The 21,684-nt window shown below is 71.8% G+C and carries 24 protein-coding genes; 8 read left to right on the top strand and 16 right to left on the bottom strand.

Going from position 1 to position 21,684, the window contains the following annotated elements; genetic code table 11:
- Window positions 1-14: 14 nt before the first annotated feature.
- The 8 genes from ABZY12_RS27235 to ABZY12_RS27200 all read right to left on the bottom strand — a co-directional run bounded on the left by ABZY12_RS27235 (window position 15) and on the right by ABZY12_RS27200 (window position 8,227).
- Complete coding sequence (locus ABZY12_RS27235; RefSeq protein ID WP_356894777.1) at window positions 15-314, bottom strand: helix-turn-helix transcriptional regulator; 300 nt, start codon at window positions 312-314, stop codon at window positions 15-17.
- Between the two features lie 4 nt (window positions 315-318).
- On the bottom strand, window positions 319-663 hold the full coding sequence (locus tag ABZY12_RS27230) for a type II toxin-antitoxin system RelE/ParE family toxin (protein ID WP_356894775.1): 345 nt from the start codon (window positions 661-663) through the stop codon (window positions 319-321).
- A 165-nt stretch (window positions 664-828) separates the two neighbouring features.
- Window positions 829-1,410, bottom strand: coding sequence for a flavin reductase family protein (locus tag ABZY12_RS27225; RefSeq protein ID WP_356894811.1), 582 nt, complete (start codon window positions 1,408-1,410; stop codon window positions 829-831).
- 132 nt (window positions 1,411-1,542) lie between these two features.
- Window positions 1,543-2,682, bottom strand: a complete 1,140-nt coding sequence (locus tag ABZY12_RS27220; protein WP_356894773.1) for a hypothetical protein — start codon at window positions 2,680-2,682, stop codon at window positions 1,543-1,545.
- 78 nt (window positions 2,683-2,760) lie between these two features.
- On the bottom strand, window positions 2,761-3,480 hold the full coding sequence (locus ABZY12_RS27215) for an enoyl-CoA hydratase-related protein (RefSeq protein WP_356894809.1): 720 nt from the start codon (window positions 3,478-3,480) through the stop codon (window positions 2,761-2,763).
- An 89-nt stretch (window positions 3,481-3,569) separates the two neighbouring features.
- Window positions 3,570-5,813: an acetate--CoA ligase family protein gene (locus tag ABZY12_RS27210; RefSeq protein WP_356894771.1), complete on the bottom strand. Its 2,244-nt coding sequence runs from the start codon at window positions 5,811-5,813 to the stop codon at window positions 3,570-3,572.
- Window positions 5,814-5,950: 137 nt separating this feature from the next.
- Window positions 5,951-7,045, bottom strand: a complete 1,095-nt coding sequence (locus ABZY12_RS27205; RefSeq protein ID WP_356894769.1) for a hypothetical protein — start codon at window positions 7,043-7,045, stop codon at window positions 5,951-5,953.
- 33 nt (window positions 7,046-7,078) lie between these two features.
- The gene (locus tag ABZY12_RS27200) at window positions 7,079-8,227 is read right to left on the bottom strand and encodes an NAD(P)/FAD-dependent oxidoreductase (RefSeq protein ID WP_356894767.1); all 1,149 of its coding nucleotides are present in this window, start codon (window positions 8,225-8,227) and stop codon (window positions 7,079-7,081) included.
- A gap of 157 nt (window positions 8,228-8,384) precedes the next feature.
- Here ABZY12_RS27200 and ABZY12_RS27195 point away from each other — a divergent pair, with 157 nt between their 5' ends.
- The 3 genes from ABZY12_RS27195 (at window position 8,385) to ABZY12_RS27185 (ending at window position 10,574) form a co-directional block, all read left to right on the top strand.
- Window positions 8,385-8,837, top strand: a complete 453-nt coding sequence (locus tag ABZY12_RS27195; protein ID WP_356894765.1) for a DoxX family protein — start codon at window positions 8,385-8,387, stop codon at window positions 8,835-8,837.
- The gene (locus ABZY12_RS27190) at window positions 8,834-9,235 is read left to right on the top strand and encodes a Zn-ribbon domain-containing OB-fold protein (RefSeq protein ID WP_356894763.1); all 402 of its coding nucleotides are present in this window, start codon (window positions 8,834-8,836) and stop codon (window positions 9,233-9,235) included. The genes ABZY12_RS27195 and ABZY12_RS27190 overlap by 4 nt, the downstream gene beginning before the upstream one ends.
- Window positions 9,236-9,362: 127 nt before the next feature.
- Window positions 9,363-10,574 (top strand): serine hydrolase domain-containing protein, encoded by a 1,212-nt coding sequence (locus ABZY12_RS27185; protein ID WP_356894761.1) that lies wholly within the window; start codon window positions 9,363-9,365, stop codon window positions 10,572-10,574.
- Here ABZY12_RS27185 and ABZY12_RS27180 read toward each other — a convergent pair.
- The 3 genes from ABZY12_RS27180 to ABZY12_RS27170 are packed head-to-tail and all read right to left on the bottom strand — an operon-like array spanning window position 10,547 to window position 12,314.
- On the bottom strand, window positions 10,547-11,212 hold the full coding sequence (locus ABZY12_RS27180) for an HAD-IA family hydrolase (protein ID WP_356894759.1): 666 nt from the start codon (window positions 11,210-11,212) through the stop codon (window positions 10,547-10,549). The genes ABZY12_RS27185 and ABZY12_RS27180 overlap by 28 nt on opposite strands.
- Window positions 11,209-11,454, bottom strand: a complete 246-nt coding sequence (locus ABZY12_RS27175) for a DUF397 domain-containing protein (RefSeq protein ID WP_356894757.1) — start codon at window positions 11,452-11,454, stop codon at window positions 11,209-11,211. The genes ABZY12_RS27180 and ABZY12_RS27175 overlap by 4 nt, the downstream gene beginning before the upstream one ends.
- On the bottom strand, window positions 11,451-12,314 hold the full coding sequence (locus ABZY12_RS27170; RefSeq protein ID WP_356894755.1) for a helix-turn-helix transcriptional regulator: 864 nt from the start codon (window positions 12,312-12,314) through the stop codon (window positions 11,451-11,453). The genes ABZY12_RS27175 and ABZY12_RS27170 overlap by 4 nt, the downstream gene beginning before the upstream one ends.
- 91 nt (window positions 12,315-12,405) lie before the next feature.
- Here ABZY12_RS27170 and ABZY12_RS27165 point away from each other — a divergent pair, with 91 nt between their 5' ends.
- Window positions 12,406-12,822 carry an ATP-binding protein gene (locus tag ABZY12_RS27165; RefSeq protein WP_356894753.1) on the top strand — a complete coding sequence of 139 codons (417 nt, stop codon included), beginning with the start codon at window positions 12,406-12,408 and terminating at the stop codon, window positions 12,820-12,822.
- A gap of 33 nt (window positions 12,823-12,855) precedes the next feature.
- Here ABZY12_RS27165 and ABZY12_RS27160 read toward each other — a convergent pair whose 3' ends face one another.
- From ABZY12_RS27160 to ABZY12_RS27145, 4 genes are all read right to left on the bottom strand, one after another.
- Window positions 12,856-13,368 carry a DUF664 domain-containing protein gene (locus tag ABZY12_RS27160; protein ID WP_356894751.1) on the bottom strand — a complete coding sequence of 171 codons (513 nt, stop codon included), beginning with the start codon at window positions 13,366-13,368 and terminating at the stop codon, window positions 12,856-12,858.
- Between the two features lie 5 nt (window positions 13,369-13,373).
- Complete coding sequence (locus ABZY12_RS27155) at window positions 13,374-14,279, bottom strand: oxidoreductase (protein ID WP_356894749.1); 906 nt, start codon at window positions 14,277-14,279, stop codon at window positions 13,374-13,376.
- 183 nt (window positions 14,280-14,462) lie between these two features.
- A complete protein-coding gene (locus ABZY12_RS27150; RefSeq protein WP_356894747.1) occupies window positions 14,463-14,873 on the bottom strand; it encodes a DUF1992 domain-containing protein in 411 nt (136 codons plus the stop codon).
- Between the two features lie 101 nt (window positions 14,874-14,974).
- The gene (locus ABZY12_RS27145; protein WP_030162033.1) at window positions 14,975-15,178 is read right to left on the bottom strand and encodes a cold-shock protein; all 204 of its coding nucleotides are present in this window, start codon (window positions 15,176-15,178) and stop codon (window positions 14,975-14,977) included.
- 268 nt (window positions 15,179-15,446) lie between these two features.
- Here ABZY12_RS27145 and ABZY12_RS27140 point away from each other — a divergent pair, with 268 nt between their 5' ends.
- Complete coding sequence (locus ABZY12_RS27140) at window positions 15,447-16,316, top strand: menaquinone biosynthesis protein (RefSeq protein WP_356894745.1); 870 nt, start codon at window positions 15,447-15,449, stop codon at window positions 16,314-16,316.
- Between the two features lie 15 nt (window positions 16,317-16,331).
- Here ABZY12_RS27140 and ABZY12_RS27135 read toward each other — a convergent pair whose 3' ends face one another.
- Window positions 16,332-17,393, bottom strand: a complete 1,062-nt coding sequence (locus ABZY12_RS27135) for an alpha/beta fold hydrolase (RefSeq protein WP_356894743.1) — start codon at window positions 17,391-17,393, stop codon at window positions 16,332-16,334.
- A 141-nt stretch (window positions 17,394-17,534) separates the two neighbouring features.
- Between ABZY12_RS27135 and ABZY12_RS27130 the strand changes: the two genes are divergently transcribed.
- The 3 genes from ABZY12_RS27130 to ABZY12_RS27120 all read left to right on the top strand — a co-directional run bounded on the left by ABZY12_RS27130 (window position 17,535) and on the right by ABZY12_RS27120 (window position 21,465).
- Window positions 17,535-19,493 carry a protein kinase gene (locus ABZY12_RS27130; RefSeq protein WP_356894741.1) on the top strand — a complete coding sequence of 653 codons (1,959 nt, stop codon included), beginning with the start codon at window positions 17,535-17,537 and terminating at the stop codon, window positions 19,491-19,493.
- 111 nt (window positions 19,494-19,604) lie between these two features.
- Complete coding sequence (gene mqnC, locus ABZY12_RS27125; protein WP_356894739.1) at window positions 19,605-20,804, top strand: cyclic dehypoxanthinyl futalosine synthase; 1,200 nt, start codon at window positions 19,605-19,607, stop codon at window positions 20,802-20,804.
- A gap of 7 nt (window positions 20,805-20,811) precedes the next feature.
- Window positions 20,812-21,465 carry a hypothetical protein gene (locus ABZY12_RS27120; protein ID WP_356894737.1) on the top strand — a complete coding sequence of 218 codons (654 nt, stop codon included), beginning with the start codon at window positions 20,812-20,814 and terminating at the stop codon, window positions 21,463-21,465.
- Window positions 21,466-21,684 lie beyond the last annotated feature (219 nt).

The following is a 21,684-nucleotide window of genomic DNA, read 5'->3' as shown; positions in this document are numbered from 1 at the left end:
GACCGTGGCAGGGGTCAGCCGGCTCGATCGAGGGGCTCGAATGCGACCTGCAGACGCATCCCGAGCGCGATGGCGAGACGTTCAAGGAGGGGCAGGGTGGGCATGGTGCCGCCTGACTCGAAGCGGGCGACCGCCGGCTGCTTGAGCCCGGCGGCGCGGGCGAGCTGGGTCTGCGTCATGCCCAGCTCCTCCCGGCGCTCGCGCACCGCGCGGCCGAGTTCGAAGCGAATCCGGGCGGCTTCGTAGGAGGCCCGCGCCTCCGGGTGGCCCAGGGCCTCGTCTCGCAGCTCGTCCCAGTCCTCGCGGTCGCTCATCCGATCACCCCTCATCGACTGTGTGCTCCTGCGCGACACACTCCGCCCACGCCTTCACGGCCCGCTCGACCTCGGCCGTCTCCCGCTGCCGCGTTTTCCGGAACACGGTCAGGAGGATGATCCTCCGGCCGGATGCGATCCAGTAGGTGACGCGGACCGGGTTGCCGTCCAGGTGGAACCGCAGCTCCCGAACCTTGCCGGACAACTGCTTGGTGTACGGCTCGCCGAGGTGCGCGCCCTGGTCGGCGAGCAGGTCGACGTAGAACGCGACGGTACCGCGGTGGTTGTGGCTGAGCCCGAGGAACCACTTCTCTACCTCCGGCTCGACCTCGACACTTCCCCATGGCATAACGCAGACGTTATGGGCAGCGTACTCGGGTTCGTATGCCGATCGGCGTGTACTACGCGAAAGAGTGAAGGGGTGGGCCTTGGAGTGGCCAGGACCGGTGTTCACGTCGTGCGAGACGTCGGGACCCGGGCCGCGTGGGTGCAGTCGCCGCTCGCCATGCGATCGTCACGCCGTGAACCGCCCGAACCGCCCCCGGTGGAAGAGCAGCGGCGCGCCCTCCGTCTCGGCCCCCAGGGCCTCCACCCGCCCCACCACGATCAGGTGGTCCCCGCCCGTGTGCACCTGGGCGATCACGCAGTCGATCCAGGCCGGGGCGCCGTCCAGGCGGGGAGAGCCTGTCACGGGGGCCGGGGCGTGTGCCACGCCCGTGAACTTGTCGGCCCCGCTCCTCGCGAAGCCCAGGCACAGCTCCCCCTGGTCCGCCCCCAGGATGTTCACGCAGAAGGCGCCGGCCCGGGCGATGTGCGGCCAGGTCGTCGACGTACGCGCCACCATGAAGGCGACCAGCGGCGGGTCCAGCGACAGCGAGGCGAAGGACTGGCAGGCGAAGCCCGCCGGTCCCTCCGGGCCCTGGGCGGTCACGACCGTGACCCCGCTCGCGAAGTGGCCGAGCACCCGCCGGAACTCGGCCGGGTCGACGGGCAGCCGCTCGTCGTCCCGTACCGCCCGGAGCAGTGGCCCCGGGCGGTGCTCCACGGCCGTGGGCGCCCCGGCCGACCTGAGGTATCGGACGGCGGTGGCCGCCATCCCAGCGTGTCCCATCACCTCACCATTGAAACTGACGGAGTGTCAGATAGGAACCCTCCGGACCCCCAGACCCCCGGACCCTCCGGACCCCTGGACCCTCCGGATCCCCGGGCGCCCCCGGCCGCGCGCGGATCAGATCAGCGCGTCCTTGTACGCGATGTTCACCCGGCGGTCGCCCGACTCCCCGGAGGCGAAGCCGAACGTCAGCCGGGGCAGGTAACCGCCGGGCCGGGCCGGGTCGGGGACGAGCATGATGTTCATGCCCTCCGGCTCCCGGTAGACCAGGCTCTTCAGGGCGCGGGTGAGAGCGCGCTCCGAGACCCCCGTGTTCAGGTCGACCTTGGTGATGTACGTGGTGCCCTCGTCCGTCGTGTCGGTCGGCCCGCCACTGGCGTACGCGTCGCCCTCCAGCATGTACATGTACGAGCCGTAGAGGCAGAACCCCTGCGAGGAGTGCACCGGCCTGGGCAGGTCCGCGAAGTGGTGCAGCGGCGCGCCCAGCGGGGCGGCGACCGCCGTGTCCAGGTCCCAGACCGCGCACTGCAGCTGCCCGTTGCGGTTGAACCGCACCAACAGCCGGCGGTGCTGCATGTCGACGACCGGCCGCGGCGCGGTCAGCGTCGTCCCGGCCCCCGGCAGCTTGAGCGGGTCGGGCGTACGGTCCTTGAAGTTCATGGCCGTGCGGTCCTCCGGGTCGTCCCAGTGGAAGCTCCGCGGCGGCTGGTCGGCCGCCGGACCCATGTACTTGACGCGGCACAGCTTGGTGCCGAAGCCCGTGTCGCCGGCCGCGTTCGGCTCCGAGTCGTACTCGATCCAGATGTACGGAGCGGAGCCCGCCGCCGTCGGCTCGATGCCGATCTGGGCGGCGTGCCCGAAGCCGCGCAGATACATCCGGCCGAGCTTGGTCGAACCGTCCGCGCTCAGCTTGGTGATGGCGATGTCACCCTCGCGTTTGCGCGTCGCGTAGGACACCCCGTCACCCGGGTTGTACATGACCTGGGCGACGTACCAGTGCTTGTTGACGTGGTCGTAGCCGGCGCACTGCATCACCGTGGGGCACCAGGCCTGCTTGTGCATGAACGCGGCGGTCGACCCGTCACTGAGGTCGAAGGACGGCGACCCGGGCAGTGCCGTGACGCCGGCTTCCCCGGTCAGGCTCCGCGCCTGCGCCGGCGAGGCCGCGACGCCGCCCAGCACCAGGGCGGCGGCGGCGCCCCCGCCGAGCCGTATGAGCCCCCGTCGACTGACCGGATCCGTACCGAAAGCGCTCATCATCTTCCCCTCGTGTCACAGACGTTGAGGGGACAACCTACGTCGCCGCAGGCCCACCCGCACGCGGGTGGCCGGGCCTCACCGGCCCTCGTACCGAGGAGTACGCCGCTCCACGAAGCTCGCCACGCCTTCGTTCGCGTCCCGCGTCGCCATGTTGATCTCCTGCGCCGCGGCCTCCGCCGCGAAGGCGGACGCCCGGTCCGCGTCCAGGGAGGCGTTCACCAGCTGCTTGGTGAGCGCCAGCGCCCGCGTCGGCCCCCGCGCCAGCCGCTCGGCCCACTCCCGCGCCGTCTTCTCCAACTCCTCCGCCGCGACGACCCGGTTCACCAGCCCCATGGTCCGCGCGTCCGCCGCCGGGAGCGCGTCCCCGAAGAACATCAGCTCCTTCGCCCGCTGCGGGCCGACCAGCCGGGGCAGCAGATACGCCCCGCCCCCGTCCGGCACCAGGCCCCGCCGCACGAACACCTCGATGAACCGCGCCGACTCCGCCGCGAGCACCAGATCACAGGCGAACGCCAGATGCGCCCCGATCCCCGCCGCCGTCCCGTTCACCGCCGCGATCACCGGCTTCTCGCAGTCCAGTACGGCCCCGATCAGGCGCTGCGCTCCGAGCCGGATCGTCCGCGCCACATCACCGGGCACGCGCTCCCCGGAAGCGGGCGCCCCCCGCAGGTCGGCGCCCGCGCAGAACCCGCGCCCGGTCGCCGTCAGCACCACCGCCCGTACGCCCGGGTCGGCGGAGGCGTCCCCGAGCAGCGCGATGATCCGCTCCCGCTGGTCCCGGGTGACGGCGTTCATCGCCTCCGGACGGTTGAGCGTGATCCACGAGACGCCGTTCTCGACGGCGTGCAGTACGGCGTGCGGTACGTCTTCCACTCGGAGCCTCCTCAGCGACACACCGCGAGCGCGTCCAGGGCCACCGCCCCCTGCCCGCGCGGCAGCACCATCAGCGGGTTGATGTCCAGTTCGGCCAGGTCGCCGTCGAGTTCCAGCGCCATCCGCTGCACCCGCAGCACCACCTCCACCAGCGCGTCCACGTCCGCCGCCGGCGCCCCCCGTACGCCGTCGAGCAGCGCCCGCCCGCGCAGCTCGTCGAGCATGTCCCGGGCCTGCCGCTCCCCGAAGGGCGGCACGCGTACGGCCGTGTCCCGCAGGACCTCGACCAGGACGCCCCCGAGGCCCACGGTGACCGTCGGCCCGAAGAGCGGGTCGCGGGTCACGCCCACCACCATCTCGACCCCGCGCCCGACCATTTGGCAGACCAGGACGCCGTCGAGGTCGACGCCCTCGTAGCGGGCGATGTCGGTCAGCTCGCGGTACGCGTCCCGGACCTGGCTCGCCGAGGTCAGCCCCACCTTCACCAGACCCAGCTCGGTCTTGTGGGCGAGCTGCGCCCCGGACGCCTTCATCACCACCGGATAGCCGACCAGGCCGGCCGCCCGGACCGCCGCCGCCGCGCTGGTCACCAACTGCTCGCGCGGCACCCGGATCCCGTACGCCCGCAGCAGTTGCTTGGCCGCGTGCTCGCTCAGCCGCCGGCCCGGCCGCATCAGCGCCCGCGCCTTGCGGAAGGAGGGGGACGGGGTGCGCGGGGCCTCGTCGAAGGGGGAGCGGTAGGCGGTGGTGAAGCGGTGGTGGTCGAGGTAGGACTTCACGGCCCCGATGCAGTTGGAGAAGGTGCGGAAGGTGGCGACGCGCGAGGAGCCGAGCAGCGTCTCGCGGTAGGCCGCCTCGGTCCCCACCGGCGAGCCCCACACGACGCACACCAGCTTGTCCGTGGCCTCGGCCGCGTCCACCAGGTCTTGGGCCAGTTTGTCGCTCATCGGCGGGAACGGGCCGGTGATCGGGCAGATGAGGACGCCGACGGACGGGTCGGCCAGGATCGCGTCGATGATCTTCCGGCCACGCAGGTCGCCCACCGGATGCCCGCCGTTGTCGACGGGGTTCGCCACGCCGAGATGGTCCGGTATCCACTGGTGGAGCTCGGCCTGCTTGGCCTCCGACAGGGTCGGCAGCCGCAGTCCGGCGGCCGTGGCCAGGTCGGAGAAGTGCGCGCCGGTGCCGCCCGAGATCGAGTACACGACGACGCCTTCGGCGACGGGCTTGCGGGCGCGGGCGAGGAGGGCGGCGGTGTCCTGGAGCTCGTCGAGGCCGTCGACCCGGATCACGCCGAACTGCCGCATGGCCGCGTCGACCACCTGGTCCGCCCCGGTCAGCTTGCCGGTGTGCGAGGCGGCCATCCGCGCCCCGGTCTCGGTGCGCCCGACCTTCACGGCCACGACCGGCACCCCCTGGCGCGCGGCCCGGTCGGCGGCGAGGAGGAAGGCCCGCCCGTCCTTGAGCCCCTCGACGTAGCAGGCGATGGCCCCGACCTCGGGCCGCTGGGAGAAGTACGAGATGAAGTCGGCGGTCTCCAGATCGGCCTCGTTCCCGGTGGGCGCCCAGTGGGAGAGCCGTATGCCGAGCTCCTGGAGGGTGTGGACCGGCCGGCCCTGGTGTCCGGACTGGGTGATGAGCGCGATGGCCGGCCCGTCGAGGTCGTCGCGGAACCGCTCGAAGGCGTTGAGGTTGGTGTTGGGCCCCAGGAGCCGGATCCCGGAGCGCCGCACCGCCTCGGCGAGCCGCTCCTGCGCGGCGGCGCCCTCAGGCCCGGTCTCGGCGAACCCGGAGGCGAACGCGACCGCGAACCGCACCTTCGCCTCGGCGAGTTCCTCGATCACGGGCAGCGGATCGGCGACGAGCAGGACGGCGAGGTCGACGGGCTCGGCGAGGGTCGCGGCGAGCGCCCCGACGGACGGCACGCAGGGAATCCCGAAGACGGCGGTACGGGTCGGGTGCACGGGCACCAGCTCGGCGCCGACCCGCTCGGCCCAGGCGACGAGCTGCCGGGTGATCCCGGTGTTGGGCCGCCCCTCGGCGTCGGAGGCCCCGACGACGGCGACGGACCGGGGCCGGAAGAACCGGTCGAGATCGGGCACGGGGGCGTGCAGCGGCCGGCCGCTGACGTCCTGGTCGCCCTCGACGGCGGTGACGCCGTGGACGGCGGTGCCCGGGGTCCCGGGGTGCTCTCCGCAGGCGACCACGCGGGCGCGGAGATCGGTGGTGAAGGTGCCGTGAGTCGATCCAAGCATCGTCCGCTCCTCTGCAACCTGACACTCAGTCAGATTACAGAACTGACGGCATGTCAGGAACCGTCCGTGTCACGGCTCTCTGCGCGAATCTCCGCCCCGGGCACGTCCCCTCTCCGGACGGATCACCAGACGGATCTCTAGGCGAATCGGCTCACGAGGTGGACGCTGCGGAGGCGCGCGTACTCGCCCAGGCTCCACAGGGCGTCGTGCTGACCGTCGTAACTCAGGTCCTCGCACCCGATCGCGAGAGGCCTGACGTCCCTCGGGGCGGGATTGCCCCGAGGGAACGCCCGCAGGGAGCCGGGCGTTTCGTCCCCCCTGCTCTGCGAGAGGTAGCACGTGCCGCCGACCAGCGCGGCGCCCTGCGAACTCCAGCCGTCGGGGACGACGACGCGTTCGGCGGCGGCGTCGGACTCGATCCACCCCGAGTCGGGCAGGAGCCGCCAGCGCACCACGCGGGGCGTGCGGTCGTCGCCCCTGGGCCGGGGGTCCGGATCGTTCTTGCGGTGGAACTCGTTGACCACCAGCGAGATCTCGCTCTCGCCGTTCGTGCGGTCCAGGGACACCGCCGAGTACGTCAGCCCCGTGCCGCTGTTGTCGTAGGCCGCGCTCTGGGGCAGCAGGTACGTCGTCGACCTGCCCCCGTTCCAGGTGTGGCGCATCAGCTGGTCCATGGCGAACATCCGCAGGCCGCGCTGGGTGTCGGGGACGAACAGCTTGTTGCGGTACCAGGCCAGCCCTCCCGTGTGGGAGGTGACGGGCCGGTACACCGTGCGTCCCCCGCGCCGGTACGGCTCCACCAGTTTGACGTGCCGGTACCGGATGTCGTCCATGTTCGTGATGTCGACGAACGTGACCCGGGCGTCCCTGGCCGGTTTGCCCAGGTACCAGGAGACGAGCAGCCACTTCCGCCCGGCGCCCTCGGGGTCGGCGTTCCGGTGGTCCGCGCCGTAGGCGTCGTAACTGGTGGTCACGCCCTGCGGCATCCAGGAGCGCCCGTTCCGGTCCGCGTCCGTGCCCCACGCGAAGCCGGCGAGGATCCGCGCGGGGGCGCCGCTCTGGCCGCCGGTGATCTTCCGCGCCTTCGACGGACGGCGGTCGAGCAGCTTCCGCCGCTCGATGAACTCGAGTCCGCGCAGACCGGCCAGGTCATCGATGAGGTCGGTGTACTTCCGCGTGCTGCCCCTCGGCCCCAGGCGCAGCGATCTTGCCGGGCTCGCGACGCCTGGCACGCACGCTGATCCGGCCTGATCGACGAGACACCCCTAGCGGGCGAGCCGCTTCGCGATCTTCTCCGCGTCGATCGCCATCTCCCGGAGCATCCCGCTGATCGGATTGGTGAACCCGGTGAAGTGGAGCCCCGGCGCCTGGCGGGACGTCCGGGCGCCGTGGGTCACCGGCCGCCCCCGGTCGTCGAGCACGCCCAGGTGGCCGACGAGGGGTTCCAGGGCCCGGCGGTACCCGGTCGCGGCGATCACGGCGTCCGGGCCGATCCGGGACCCGTCCGCGAGCACGACCTTGTCCCCCTCGAAGGACTCCACCGCGGCGACCACCTCCACCTTCCCGGAGCGTACGGCGTCGATCAGGCCCACGTCCTGCACTGGGATCGCCCCCTCGCGCACCCGCGAGTACAACCCCGTGTCCGGGCGCGGAAGGCCGTGCTCCGACAGGTCCGGTACGGCGATCCGGCACATCAGCGCACCCGCCCCGTCCACCAGGCGCACCGGCAGCCGCCGCACCAGGATGCCCGTGCGCTGCGCGGGCCAGCCCGCCGTGGAGCGGCGCACGATGTGCGGCACCGTGCGCACCGCGAGCCGCACCCGCCCCGCCCCGCCCTCGGCGAGATCGGCCGCGATCTCCGCGCCGGTGTTCCCCGCGCCGACGACGAGCACGTCCCGGCCCGCGTAGGGCGAGGGGTCGCGGTACGCGCTCGCGTGCGCGAGTTCCCCGGTGTACGAGGGGAGGCCCGGCCAGTCGGGCAGGCGCGGGGTGTGGTTGTACCCGGTGGCCACGACCACGGCCCTGCCGGTGAGCCGGCGCCCGCCGGTGGCGTGCAGGAGCCAGTTCTCCCCGTCCTCGGCGCGCTCGACGCGGGAGACCTCCACACCCGTCACGATCTCCAGCTCATGGAAGTCGGCGTACTTCTCCAGGTACCGCACGACGTCCGCGCGGGCGACCCACCGGCCGAAGGAGCGGGGCATCGCGAGACCCGGCAGCGCGGAGAGCCGACGGGTGGTGTGCAGCCGCAGTCGGTCGTAGTGGGAGCGCCACGAGGCCCCGACGGCGTCCGACTTCTCCAGGACGACGGCTCGCACCCCCCGCCGGCGGAGGGCGGCGGCGACGGCGAGCCCGCCGGGGCCGCCCCCGATGACGTACACAGGGTGGCCGGGTCGGTCGTGGAGGGTGTGGTCCATGAACGCTGAGCGTAATGACGTGCTCACTTGTTGGGTCTCGGTCAAGAGGGGGTTCGGTTGCGAAATGGTCACGCGTGCAAGGGGCTTGCGCGGACGGTGTGAAGTCCGCTGAACTGACGTACCGTCAGATATGTCGTCGCGGAGGAGTCCGGAAGAGATGCAGACCATCTGGCTCACCGGCGCGGAATGGCTCGCCGTCCTCCGGATCGGCCTCGGCCTGTGGTGGCTGGAGAGCTGGCGCCACAAGGACAGGAAGGGCTGGTTCGAGCGCGGCACGGGCATCGCCTGGGCGGCGGACGTGGCGGCCGAGCACCGCTGGCGGGCGGTGCGGACGGGCTTCGACAAGGTCGTCGCCCCACGCCCGAAGCTGACGGCGTACGTCGTCGTCCACGCCGAACTCGCCCTCGGCCTCGGCCTGGTCCTCGGATTCCTGACACCCGTGGCGCTGGCCGGCGGCCTGCTCCTCAACCTCCTCTACCTCGTCCTGATGATCCACGACTGGGCCGAGCAGGGACAGAACGCGATGATGGCGCTGATCTCCCTGGTCGCCCTCTTCGCCATGTCCTGGCAGACCTGGTCCCTCGACCACGCGATCGGACTCTTCCGATGACCGCCGCCACGCCGGACGTGGACGCCTTCACCCGCGCCTACTGGGACGCGGCCGCCGAGGGCCGCCTGCTGCTGAGAAGGTGCGCCGCCTGCGGCCGGGCGCACCACTACCCCCGCGAGTTCTGCCCCTTCTGCTGGAGCGACGACGTGGAGTGGGAGACGGCGACCGGCCGCGCGACGCTCTACACCTGGTCCGTCGTCCACCGGAACGACCTCCCGCCGTTCGGCGGACGGGTCCCGTACGTGGCGGCGGTGGTGGACCTGGCGGAGGGCCCGCGGATGATGACCGAGGTGGTGGACTGCGCGGAGGGGGAATTGCGCGTCGGGATGGACCTGGAGGTCACGTTCCGGGCGGAGGGTGAACTCCAGGTCCCGGTGTTCAGACCGCGACGGTCGTGATCAGGGGTCGGTCACCATCGCGGCTCCGAACGAGTGGACTCGCCGATGTGCGCCGGGCGGGGATCTCCGTAACGGGTACCGGTGGTCATGCCGCCTCCGAGCCCGTGACCTGGAAAGGCACCCCGACGTGCGACGACGTACCCCCCACCGCCGACTGTTCGCCGCAGCACTGCTCGCGGCGGCCGTACTGATCCCGATGACGGCGGCCCCCGCCACGAACGTCCACGCCGCGACCGCCGCGAGCACCGACCGGTACGACGAGGACGACTGCCATCGGGACGGGTTCAGCCCCGAGCTGACCGCCCGGCTGGACAAGACGATCGAGGACGTCCGCCGGCAGGCGGGGATCCCGGGTGCGGTCGTCGGACTGTGGATGCCGGGCAAGGGATGCTACGTCCGCGCGTCCGGCGTCGCCGACACCGCCACCCGCAAGCCGATGTTCGCCGACACCTTCGTCCGGATCGGCAGCGAGACCAAGACCTTCACGGTCACCGCGCTGCTCCAGCTCGTGGACGACCGCCGCGTCCGGCTGGACGACCCGATCTCGAAGTACATCCTCGGCGTGCCGAACGGACACCGGATCACGCTGCGCCACCTCGCCGAGATGCGCAGCGGACTGTTCCCGTACACCTCGGACCCGGACTTCACCCGCGACCTGTTGAGCGACCCCCGGCGCACCTTCACCCCGTGGGAATCGCTCGCGTACGGCTTCAGGCACCCGAACACCTTCGCGCCCGGTCAGCGGTTCCAGTACTCCAACTCCAACCTCGTCCTGCTCGGCCTGGTGATCGAGAAGGTCAGCGGGCACAAGCTCGCCGACTTCATCCACAAGCGGGTGCTCCGCCCGGCTCAGCTGCGCCACACGCTCTTCCCGAAGGGCGCCGAGTTCCCCGAGCCGCACGCGCGGGGCTACACCGACCAGACCCTGAGCGGTGCGGTCGCGGACGCCACGGAGTGGAACCCGAGCTGGGCGTGGGCGGCCGGGGCGATGATCTCCAACCTGCACGACCTGCACCGCTGGGCCAAGATCCTCGCCACCGGGGAACTGCTCAGCCCCAAGACCCAGGCACAGCGGCTCAAGACGCTGCCGACCGGCTTCCCCGGCACCACCTACGGCCTCGGGATCTTCGAGACCAACGGATGGCTCGGGCACAACGGCTCGATCCCGGGCTACGAGACCGTCACCGTCTATCTGCCCTCGCAGAAGGCCACCCTCGTCATCATGATCAACACGGACATCGACAGCCAGGGCAAGGAGCCGTCCACGCTTCTCGCCCGGGCGATCACGGCGGTCGCCACCCCGGGCAACGTCTACGACGGCGCGGTCGTCACCCCGTAGGGCGCCTCACTCGCCGACGCGGCGAAGGCCAGGATCTCGGGGGCCGCTGCGGACAAGGTCGTGAAGTGGCGGTGGGATCCCTCGGCCGGGAGGGGCGTGTTCACCGTCCAGACGGTCATCCCGGCGTCGAGCCCGGAGCGGACGCCGGAGGGCGCGTCCTCGATCACCAGACAGTCGGCGGGCGAGGCGCCGAGCTTCTCGGCGGCGAGGAGGTACGGAGCCGGGGACGGCTTGCCCTCGGAGACGGACGCCGCGTCCACGACGAGGTGGGGCAGCGGCAGCCCGGTCCGCTCGAACCGGCCCCGCACCCGGTGTTCGTAGTTCGACGTCACCAGGGCCCACCGGCCGTCCGGCAGGGCGGCGAGCAGCTCCGCCGCCCCGTCGAAGGCCGCGTACGAGCCCGTGCGTACGTCCTCGTCCTCCAGCTCGTGGAGCAACGCCAGGCACTCGGCCGGATCGCGCTCCGGCACGACGGCGGCGAAGGTCTCGACGGGGCGGGTGCGGAGCGCGACGGCGTACACCTCGTCCCCGTCGAGCCCGTACCGCGCGGCCCAGGTGCGCCAGACGCGCCGCTGGTTGGCGACGGCGTCCATGAGGGTGCCGTCGACGTCGAAGAGTACGAAGTTCCTACTGGTCACGCAGCGGACGCTACGGCCACGAACGCCGCCCAGGCGGAGGGTGCGACGGCGAGCTGGGGTCCGTGCGGGTTCTTGGAGTCGCGGACGTGGACGGTGGTGGGGTGGGCGGCGACCTCGACGCAGTTGCCGCCTTCCGAGCTGCTGTAGCTGGACTTGCGCCAGTGATAGGCGACTTCGATGCAGTTGCCGCCTTCGCCGTCGCTGTAGCTGCTCTTGAACCAGGCCAGCTCGGTGGTGTTCATCGCTCTCCCAGCATCTTCTCGATTGCGGCCAGGGACTCGTGGGGCGTGAGTGCCTGCGCCCGGATGATCCCATAGCGCTCGGTGTACATGCGCACCTCTTCCGGGTCGGTGATCAGACGGGCGTGCCCGTAGATCTCGGTGTACGCGACTTCCCGGCGCCCGCGAGGGGTCAGCAGCGTGAACGAACCACCTAGGGAGGGATGTTCCTCCCGCTCGGTCGGCATCAACTGAAGGTGGACCGTGCGGAGCTTGGCGATCTCGATGATGCGACGCAGTTGTTCCCCAAACGCGTCCCGCCCACCCATGGGGCGGCGCAATGCGGCTTCCTCGATCACGAAGCTGATCGTGGGGGCAGGCCATTTTTCGAGGATCACCTGGCGTGCCAGGCGGTCGGCCACCCGCTTCTCGATGGTCTCCTCGTCGTACAACGGGCGGCGGTGGCGGAACACCGCCCGGGCATAAGCCGGTGTCTGCAGCAGGCCCGGCACCGCCTGCACCTCGTAGTAGTGCAGCGCCAACGCCTCCGCCTCCGCCTTCGCGAAGTCCCGGAACCAGTCCGGGTGCCGCGTCCTCGCCCGCGCCAGCGCCTCCCGGACGTCGTCCACCGCCGCCGCGAGCACACCCCCGGCCCCCAGCGCCCGGTCCGCCCGCAGCAGGAAGTCCGGTTGGGGTGTTCGCACCCCGCGTTCTACCGACGAGACCAGGTCCTCGCTACAGTGCGTGGCCTCCGCCAGCTCCGCCTGGCTCAGGCCCGCGTTCCTCCGCAGGGCCTTGATGATCTTCCCGAGCGCACTGAACAGGTGCGCCGTACCGTCGACTTCGGACGGCCGTTCCGGCCGTTCCTCCCGGTTCCCCGACATCCGTACCGCCTTCTGGGCGTGCTCGTACCACTACTCAGCGTCGTGCCGTCGTCGCTGGTCAGCGTACGGCCGAGGCGCCAGGCTCGACCCCATGAAGTCCGAAATCTCCACCCCAACCGGTGAGTTCGCGCAGCGCCTCTCCGCCACCCGCCGTGGCGCCCGCCTCGCCCGTCTCCTCGCCGTGCAGCAGCTCCATGAGTGGGGGGTCGCCACCACCGAGGCGGCCGAACTGGTCGTCGCCGAGCTGGCCAACAACGCGGTCACCCACGGCCGCGTCCCGGGCCGCGACTTCGAGGTGCGCCTGGTCCTGGCCGCCGACCACCTCCGGGTCGAGGTCTCCGACGCCCGCGGCGAGCGGGAGCCCGAGCCCGTCTCCGTACCGGACGAGGGCGGTTACGGGCTGCTGCTGGTCTCGGCCCTGGCCACCGCGTGGGGCGTCAAGGCTCGCTGCGTCGGCAAGACGGTCTGGGCGACGCTCCCGGTCCCGGACGGTGGGTGGGTGCCGTGAGCGTCGCCGTACGGTCCGCGGTGCCGGCCGGGCTTACGAGGTCCGGCGCTCCACCAGCCCCCGTACGTAGGCCGCCTGCCCCGCGTGCTGGTTCTCCTCCGCGATCACGCTCACCAGGCGGACGCCCAGGGTGACCGGCGGGTCCCAGGACTCGTCGACGACCCGGTCCAGGTCCGCGTTGGTCACGGACCGGAGGTGTTCGAGGGACCGCTCGTGCACGGCGTCGTAGTAGCCGAGCAGCAGCTCCGCCGGGGTGCGGACCTGGCCGACCTGCTTGCTGGAGTGGCCGTAGCCGGTGGCGTTCTTCGGGAACGGGAGGCCGAAGCGGGACGCCCAGCCGTCGGCGGTCCACACCTGTTCGGTGCCGAAGGCTCCGGCGATGTGGTCGTCCTGGATCCGGGTCAGGTGCCAGACGAGCCAGGCGATCGAGTTCGCGTCCTCGTCGACCCTGACCGCCAGCTCCTCCTCCGCCAGACCCTCGACGGCCTCGTACACCGCGTCCTTGACGCGTCCGAACAGATCCAGCAGCAGGTCGGCACTCTTCACGTCAGTCACTCCTCGTCGATCGGGTCATCCGTCAGCGCGTTCAGCTCGGCCAGGGCCTCGTCGTCGAGGCGGAGGCCGGCCGCCGCGATGTTCTCCTCCAAGTGGGCCACCGATGAGGTGCCGGGGATGGGCAGAACGGCCGGGGACTGGGCCAGGAGCCAGGCCAGTTTCACCTGCGCGGTGGAGGCGTCGTGCCGTGCGGCGATCCGGGCGAGCGTGTCGACGGGCTCCGGACGGCCGAGCGGGTCGAGGGAGAAGAACGGCACGTAGGCGATGCCCCGCTCGGTGCAGGCGTCGAGGACCGCCGGCTCGGGGCGGTGGGTGACCGCGTACAGGTTCTGCACGGCGGCGACGGGGGCCGTCCGCAGGGCCTGGTCGAGGTGGGCGGTGGTCACGTTGCTGATGCCGAGGTGCCGTATCAGGCCCTGCTCGCGCAGCTCGGCGAGCGCGCCGAACAGCTCGGCCGTCGGGCCCGTGGCCCGCTGGGACGGCAGCAGTCGCAGATAGACCAGGTCCAGATGGTCCCGTCCGAGTTCGCGCAGCGAGCGGTGGACGTCGTCCTGGAGCTTGCGCGGGTCGGCCGGATCCATCCAGCTGCCGTCCGGGTTCCGCCCCGGGCCGACCTTGGCCGCGATCACCAGGTCGTCGGCGTAGGGGTGGAGGGCCTTGCGGATCAGGTCGTTGGCGGCGATGTCCTCGTGGAAGTAGAACCACGCGGTGTCGATGTGGTTCACGCCCAGCTCGACGGCGCGCCGCAGCACCTTCACCGCCGTCTCCGGGTCGTTCGCCGGGCCCTCCCATCCCCGGGCCGGCAGCCGCATGGCGCCGAAGCCCATCCGGGCCACCGGGAGATCGCCACCGAGAAGGAATCGTGTGTCGTCGGTCGTCGTCATGGACGAGATCTTGGTCATGAACGAGATCTTGCGGGCTGCTCGCACGAAAGGGCGAGCGGCCCGCGGTCCGGAGCGAGGAGGCCGGTACGTCGGCCGGAGCGGTCGGCGGAGCGGTCGGCCGCCTTCTCGGCGGCCGGGAAGGACACTGCAGCAGCCCGCAGCCCGCAGCCCGCCTCCCGCAGCCCGCAGCGGCCTCACCGGTCACCCGGCAGGCCCTCCGCGTTCCGCCCGCCACTTCTCGACCGTCGCCTCGACGTCGAACGGCTTCAGGTGCAGCGGCGGCCCCGCCGGTGGGCGCTTCAGCGCCTCGGTGATCTTCTTGTTGATCTCGGTGAGGATGCGGCGGACCTGGGTCTCCGAGACGGCCCGGCCGACCGCCTCCGCCGCGTTCTCGGCCTCCTTGCGGAGGGCGAGCGAGGGGGGCAGGACGGACGCGCCCTCGCGGTGCATCTTGCCCTTGATCCACCACAGCTCGTCGTAGGGAGCGCGGTCGTCGTCGAGGGGCCGTCCGAAGCCGGCCAGCCGCCGGAATTCGCCCCGCTCCTCGGCCTCGCGGATCTGCTTGTCCACGAATGACTCGAAGCTGACGCCGGGCGGTTTGCGTTCGGTCATGTGTCCAGCGTAAAAGGCAGGAGCCCCGCTCGTGCCCGAAGGCGCGGAGCGGGGCTCCTTGGGTACTTCTCTAGCCGTGCGCGATCGCCGACCCGGGCAACTTAGGCCGGGGTGACGTTCTCCGCCTGCGGGCCCTTCGGACCCTGCGTGACGTCGAAGTTCACCATCTGGTTCTCCTCGAGGGAGCGGAAGCCAGAGGCGTTGATCGCGGAGTAGTGGACGAAGACATCCGGGCCGCCGCCGTCCTGGGCGATGAAGCCGAAGCCCTTTTCAGCGTTGAACCACTTGACGGTTCCGGTAGCCATAAGCCCTCCTTGGGCCAAAGGGTTGCCCTGCTCCAGAACCTGCAAAGAAGTCTGAAAACTACAAAAGCCTGCGGGTCACATGCTCCGCAGGCTCTGTACTGCAAGGGAAACCAAACTGCAACTTGCGACGAGCGTAGCACGCAGGGTGCGCCTCGCACTAGAGGGAAAGATCACGTCACTCGCATGTTTGAAGGGTTTCCCCTGTACTGACGCGCCGAGGCCCCGCCCCGGCGATGTCCACCGTACGAGACGGGGCTAGCCTCGCGTTGTGGACAATGCAACCGACGACCACCAGCGCAGCCGGCCCCGCGTCGGACACATCCAGTTCCTGAACTGCCTGCCCCTCTACTGGGGCCTGGCCCGCACCGGAACGCTTCTCGACCTGGACCTGACGAAGGACACCCCGGAGAAGCTCAGCGAGCGGCTGGTGCGCGGTGACCTCGACATCGGCCCCGTCACCCTCGTCGAATACCTCCGCAACGCGGACGATCTCGTCGCGCTGCCGGACATCGCCGTGGGGTGCGACGGTCCCGTGATGTCCTGCGTGATCGTCTCCCAGCGTCCGCTGGAGCGGCTGGACGGGGCGCGGGTCGCGCTCGGGTCCACCTCCCGCACCTCCGTACGCCTGGCGCAGCTGCTGCTCGCCGAGCGGTACGGCGTACAGCCCGACTACTACACGTGCCCGCCCGACCTGGGGCAGATGATGCTGGAGGCGGACGCCGCCGTCCTGATCGGCGACGCCGCCCTGCGGGCCTCGCTGCACGACGCCCCCCGGCTCGGCCTCCAGGTCCATGACCTGGGGCTGATGTGGAAGGAGTGGACGGGCCTTCCGTTCGTCTTCGCGGTGTGGGCGGTGCGCAAGGACTATCTCGCCCGCGAGCCGGGGACGGTCCGCGAGGTGCACGAGGCGTTCCTGGCCTCGCGCGATCTCTCGCTGGTCGAGGTCACGAAGGTCGCCGAGCAGGCGGCCCGCTGGGAGTCCTTCGACGCGGAGCTCCTGGAGCGGTACTTCCGGACGCTGGACTTCCGCTTCGGACCCGAGCAACTGGCCGGTGTCCGTGAGTTCGCCCGCCGGACCGGCCCGACGACCGGCTTCCCGGCGGACGTACGGGTGGAGCTGCTCGGCGCCGCCCGCTAGGGGTGCCCCCGGCCCTCACGGTGCGGGTATCGGGCCCTGCATGTGCTTGCTGATCCAGGCGATCGAGCCCTCCTCCATGCCCCGCATGTAGGTCTTGGCGTTGTGCCCGCCGCCCTGGATGACCTGGAGGCGGGTCTTCACCGGCCCCTTGGTGTAGTTCTTCATGAACGCCTTGAGCCGGGCCATGCCGGACTCCTTGGTGCCGATCTGGAACGCCAGGAACGTCTCGTTCGCCTTGGTGTCCGGCTTCGCGCCGAGCGCCTTGGCGAGCTTCTCCGGGTTGTTCGCCTGCCGCTCGGCCTCGTGCCCGGCCCACAGCGGCGAGTCGGGGACGGTGTCCGGCCCGGACGCGATCACGGCCTTGAACTTGTCCGGGTGCTGGAGAACGGACTTCAGCCCGACGAAGCCGCCCGAGGACGAGCCCATGAAGGCCCAGCCGTCACGGGACTTGAACGTACGGAAATTGGCTCGTACGAAATCCGGCACGTCCTCGGTCAGCCAGGTGCCGATTTTCGGCTGTCCCGGAATATCGCTGCCGTCGTAGTAGTACTTGTCGTCCGGGTTGAGAACCGGCATCACGACGATGAACGGAAGGCTCCTCCCCTCCTCCGACCACCGGCTGATGCTGGACTGGAGTTTGAGGTCCGTACCCATCCAGTAATTCGTCGGATAACCCTTTCCGCCCGGCAGGGCGACGAGCACGGGGAAGCCGCTGTCGGCGTACTTGGGGTCGAAATACTGCTTCGGCGCCCACACCCACACCTTGCCCGTGAACCCGGACTTCGCGCCCGGGAGCGTGGTGACACCGATCTTGGTGCCGTCCTCAAGGGTGTTGGCGGTGGTGAAACTCGCCGCCGGACCGGTGGGGAGAAGCGTTTCGGGGCCGCTCGCGCGGGGCGCCTGCCGCGGGGTTCGCTCCGGCTCCTCGACCGTGGCCGTCGCCCTCGGGGTGTCGAAGGTGAGCGGCGCGCCCTCGTCGGAACAGCCGGTGACCAGAGCGGCCGCGGAACCGAGGGTGAGGGCGGCGGCGACGATCCTGGGCAGGCGCTTCGACGCGCGCGTCGGCAGGCGTTTCATGGTGGGGCTCCGGGTGCTTCGGGACACGACGGGTGATTACGGAAGGAAGGAGGGGCGGGAGAGGTGATCGGTTGACTCGGTACCGTTCCGAATCGTCGTGATCCGGCCCACGAAGGGCTCCGCGCTGCTAGAAGGGGAGACATGCAGCCGCTCGAAGCAGGGGAACCGAGGACCATCGGCGGCTACCGAATCCTCGGCAGACTCGGATCCGGCGGCATGGGGCGCGTCTACCTCGCCCGCAACGAGGGCGGCCGGACCGTCGCCGTGAAGATCGTGCACCCGCACTTCGCGCTGGACGACCAGTTCAGGGCCCGGTTCCGGCGCGAGGTCGAGGCGGCGCGGACGGTCGGTGGCCGGTGGACGGCGCCCGTTCTGGACGCCGACCCGGAGGCCGCCGTGCCGTGGGTGGCGACCGGCTACGTGGCCGGCCCGACCCTCGACCGGGCCGTGGCGCGCGTCGGCCCGCTGCCCGAGCGGGCGGTACGGGCCCTGGGCGCCGGGCTCGCCGAGGCGCTGGCGGGCGTCCACGCGCTGGGGCTCGTCCACCGCGACGTGAAGCCTTCGAACGTGCTGCTCACCCTCGACGGGCCACGGCTCATCGACTTCGGCATCGCGCGCGCCACCGACGGGACGGCGTCCCTCACCGCGACCGGCGCCTCCATCGGCTCGCCCGGCTACATGGCGCCCGAGCAGGTCCTCGGCCGGGCCGCCACGGCCGCCGCCGACGTCTTCTCGCTCGGCGCGGTCCTCGCGTACGCGGCGACCGGCACCCCGCCCTTCCGCGGTGACACCTCGGCGGCCCTCCTCTACAAGGTCGTCCACGAGGAGCCGGAGCTGGGCCCGCTGGGGGAGCTGCGGGAGCTGGTGGCGGGCTGCCTGGCCAAGGACCCCGCGTCCCGCCCGACCCCGGCCGCCGTGGCGACCCGCCTCGCCCCGACGGGCCCGGCGGCCCTGGTGGCGACCGGCTGGCTGCCGGCGCCCTTGGTGGAGGAGGTGAGCCGTACGGCCGTCCGCCTCCTGGAACTGGACGCGGACGCGGAACCGGCCGACGCGGGAGGCACGACCCTGCCCCCGGTGACGGGCCCACAGGTCTCGGGCACGGCGCCGCACGGCTCGCGTCCCGGGCCGGACACGGCGGGGTGGTCTTCGGGCGCGGTCGGCTCCGGCGCGGCGGGGCCGTCTTCCGTGTCGGGCCCCGGGCCGGACACGGCGGTGCCGTCTTCCGACGGGTACGTCTCCAGCCCCGGACCCGGTCCGGCGGGGCCGTCTCCCGACGCGGTCGACGCCCGCGCGGACGATCCGTACGCCTCGGGACCGGTGCCGTTCACCGCACCGTCGGTGGCGCCGCCGGGGGCCTTCGGCCCGCCGGTGGAGCCGACTCCGGGCCTCTGGCCCGCCGCGCCCGGCCCCGGCCCCGGACTCCCGAGCGCGTCCCCCACCAGCCCGGGGGACCGCTCCGGCCCGGCGGGCGAGTCGGGGACGACCACGGGCGCCGGCCCCCGCGACGCTTCCGCGCCGGGCACACGGACCGGGCGGAACCTCTCCTTGTCCTTCGTCGCCGGGCGGCGGGTCAGTTGCAGTGCCGCCATCACCGTCACCGCCGCGCTCGTCGGCGTCACCCTGGGCGCCGGGTACCTCTTCGACCTGATGCCCGGCGGCCGCAGTGACACCAACGCCGACAAGACGGGGAACACCCCCAGCGCGAGCCCGCCCGCCGCCACCGCTCCCGCGGGCTCCGTGCCCCCCGCCTTCCTCGGGACCTGGACCGGCCCCACCACCGAGCGCAACGGCTCCCCGCACGGCGACTTCACCGCCGTCATCGGCAAGGGGAGGCCCGGCGAGGACGTCGTCCGCACCAGCCACGTCATCAGCGTGCTCGGCACCACCGTGAAGTGTCACGGCATCGGCAAGCTCACCTCCGCCACCGCCGGCGAACTCCGCATCGCCGACCGCACCGACCCCGACCGCCCCGGCACCGCCGGCCTCTGCACTAGCGGCACCTCCTCCTTCACCCTCACCCTCAATGCCGACGGCACCCTCGCCTACCGATCCCACGAGGAGGCCGCGGGCCGCCCGACCGGCACCCTGCGGAAGACGTGAGAAACGCTGGCGTAGGCTGGTTCGGTCCGCCCACCCGTCTCCCACCACCACCCCAACCGAGGCGCTACGCGCCCCACCTTCAGATTCCAACCCTCCGAAGGGACTCACCCGGTGACCGAGAAGGCCGACCTTCAGTCCGTCCTCGACCGCGCCGCCGAGGGTGGCCGGATCACCCCCGAGGAGGCGCTCGACCTGTACCGCTCGGCGCCGCTGCACGCGCTGGGTTCGGCCGCCGACGCCGTACGCCGCCGTCGGTACGCCGGTACGGAGCACATCGCGACGTACATCATCGAGCGGAACATCAACTACACCAACGTGTGTGTCACGGCGTGCAAGTTCTGCGCGTTCTACGCCCCGCCGAAGGACACCGCCAAGGGCTGGACCCGCGACCTCGACGACATCCTGCGCCGCTGCGCGGAGACCGTGGAGCTGGGCGGCACGCAGATCATGTTCCAGGGCGGGCACCACCCGGACTACGGCGTCGAGTACTACGAGCAGCACTTCTCCGCCATCAAGAAGGAGTTCCCGGAGCTGGTCATCCACTCCCTCGGCGCGTCCGAGGTCGAGCACATGGCCCGGATCTCCAAGGTGTCGGTCGAGGAGGCCATCCAGCGCATCCACGCGGCCGGCCTCGACTCCTTCGCCGGCGCGGGCGCCGAGCTGCTGCCGGCCCGGCCGCGCAAGGCGATCGCCCCGCTCAAGGAGAGCGGCGAGCGGTGGCTGGAGATCATGGAGATCGCGCACAACCTGGGCGTCGAGTCCACGTCCACGATGCTCATGGGCACCGGCGAGACGAACGCCGAGCGGATCGAGCACCTGCGGATGATCCGTGACGTGCAGGACCGGACGGGCGGCTTCCGGGCCTTCATCCCGTACACGTACCAGCCCGAGAACAACCACCTCAAGGGCCGTACGCAGGCGACGATCTTCGAGTACCTGCGGATGATCGCGGTCGCGCGGCTCTTCATGGACAACATCGCCCACATCCAGGGCTCCTGGCTGACCGTCGGCAAGGAGGCCGGCCAGCTGTCGCTGCACTACGGCGCGGACGACCTGGGCTCGATCATGCTGGAGGAGAACGTCGTCTCCTCGGCCGGTGCCAAGCACCGCTCGAACCGCATGGAGATCATCGACCTGATCCGCAAGGCGGGCCGGGTCCCGGCGCAGCGCGCCACGACGTACGAGCACCTCCTCGTCCACGACGACCCGGCGAACGACCCCGTCGACGAGCGGGTCGTCTCGCACATCTCCTCCACGGCGCTCGAGGGCGGCACGGCGCACCCGGAGCTGAAGCTCCTGAACGCCAACTGACGCCTTCGTGCTGACGATTCACGCGGCGGACCTGGTCCTGCCCGGCGGCGGGCGCGCACCCGTGCCGGGCGGCGCCGTCGCCGTGCGGGGCACGGAGATCGCCGCGATCGGTCCGTACGAGGAGGTGGCGGCGGCCCATCCCGACGCGCGGATACGCCGCTGGCCGGGCGTCCTGACGCCGGGGCTTCGCCAGTGGCACGGGCTGTGGTTGCTGACCAGGGTGTACCACCCCGATCCGCGCGAGGCGGACGAGCTGGGCACCGCACCGGTCTCGGGACCGGCGTTCGCCGCGCTCGCACCGGATGCCGGCCGGATGGCGGGCAGCGTGCGGCGTGGCATCCAGCGGATGCTGGCGCACGGCACCACGCATGTCGGCCTCGGAGCCGGGCCGGCCGAGGTGCGGCAGGCCGTGGCGAGGGCGGGACTGCGGGAGGTGCCGAAGGCGCCGGTGCTCGCCCCGCCCGTCTGGGACGGACCCGACCTCGACCCCTTCGTCGAGGGGTACGACCTGCCCGGCACCGTGCACGGCCCGCTGACGGTGGGTGGCCTCGCCGACCTGGCCGTCTTCGACGTCGCGGACGAGGCCGACTTGGTGACCCGGGGCGCGTCCACCTGCGTCGCGACCGTACTCGGCGGCCGCCTGCTCTACCGCGCCCGCTGACCGCACCGCACCCCGGCCGCCTGCTCTGCCGCGCCCGCTGAGCACATCGCCTGACGGTCCCCGCCTCCCACGCGCCGCCGCGCCCTTGCCCCTGGCGTCCCGCCGGTTCCGGCAGCCGCCCCGCACCACCCCCGGCCCCGACGCGCCGCCGCGCCCTTGCCCCTGGCGTCCCGCCGGTACCGCCCCCGGCCCCCACGGCACCCCACACCCCACACCCCG

Origin of the sequence: Streptomyces sp. NPDC006551 (assembly GCF_040611675.1) — a bacterium.
GTDB lineage: Bacteria > Actinomycetota > Actinomycetes > Streptomycetales > Streptomycetaceae > Streptomyces.
This window is presented reverse-complemented; position numbering and strand designations above follow the sequence as displayed.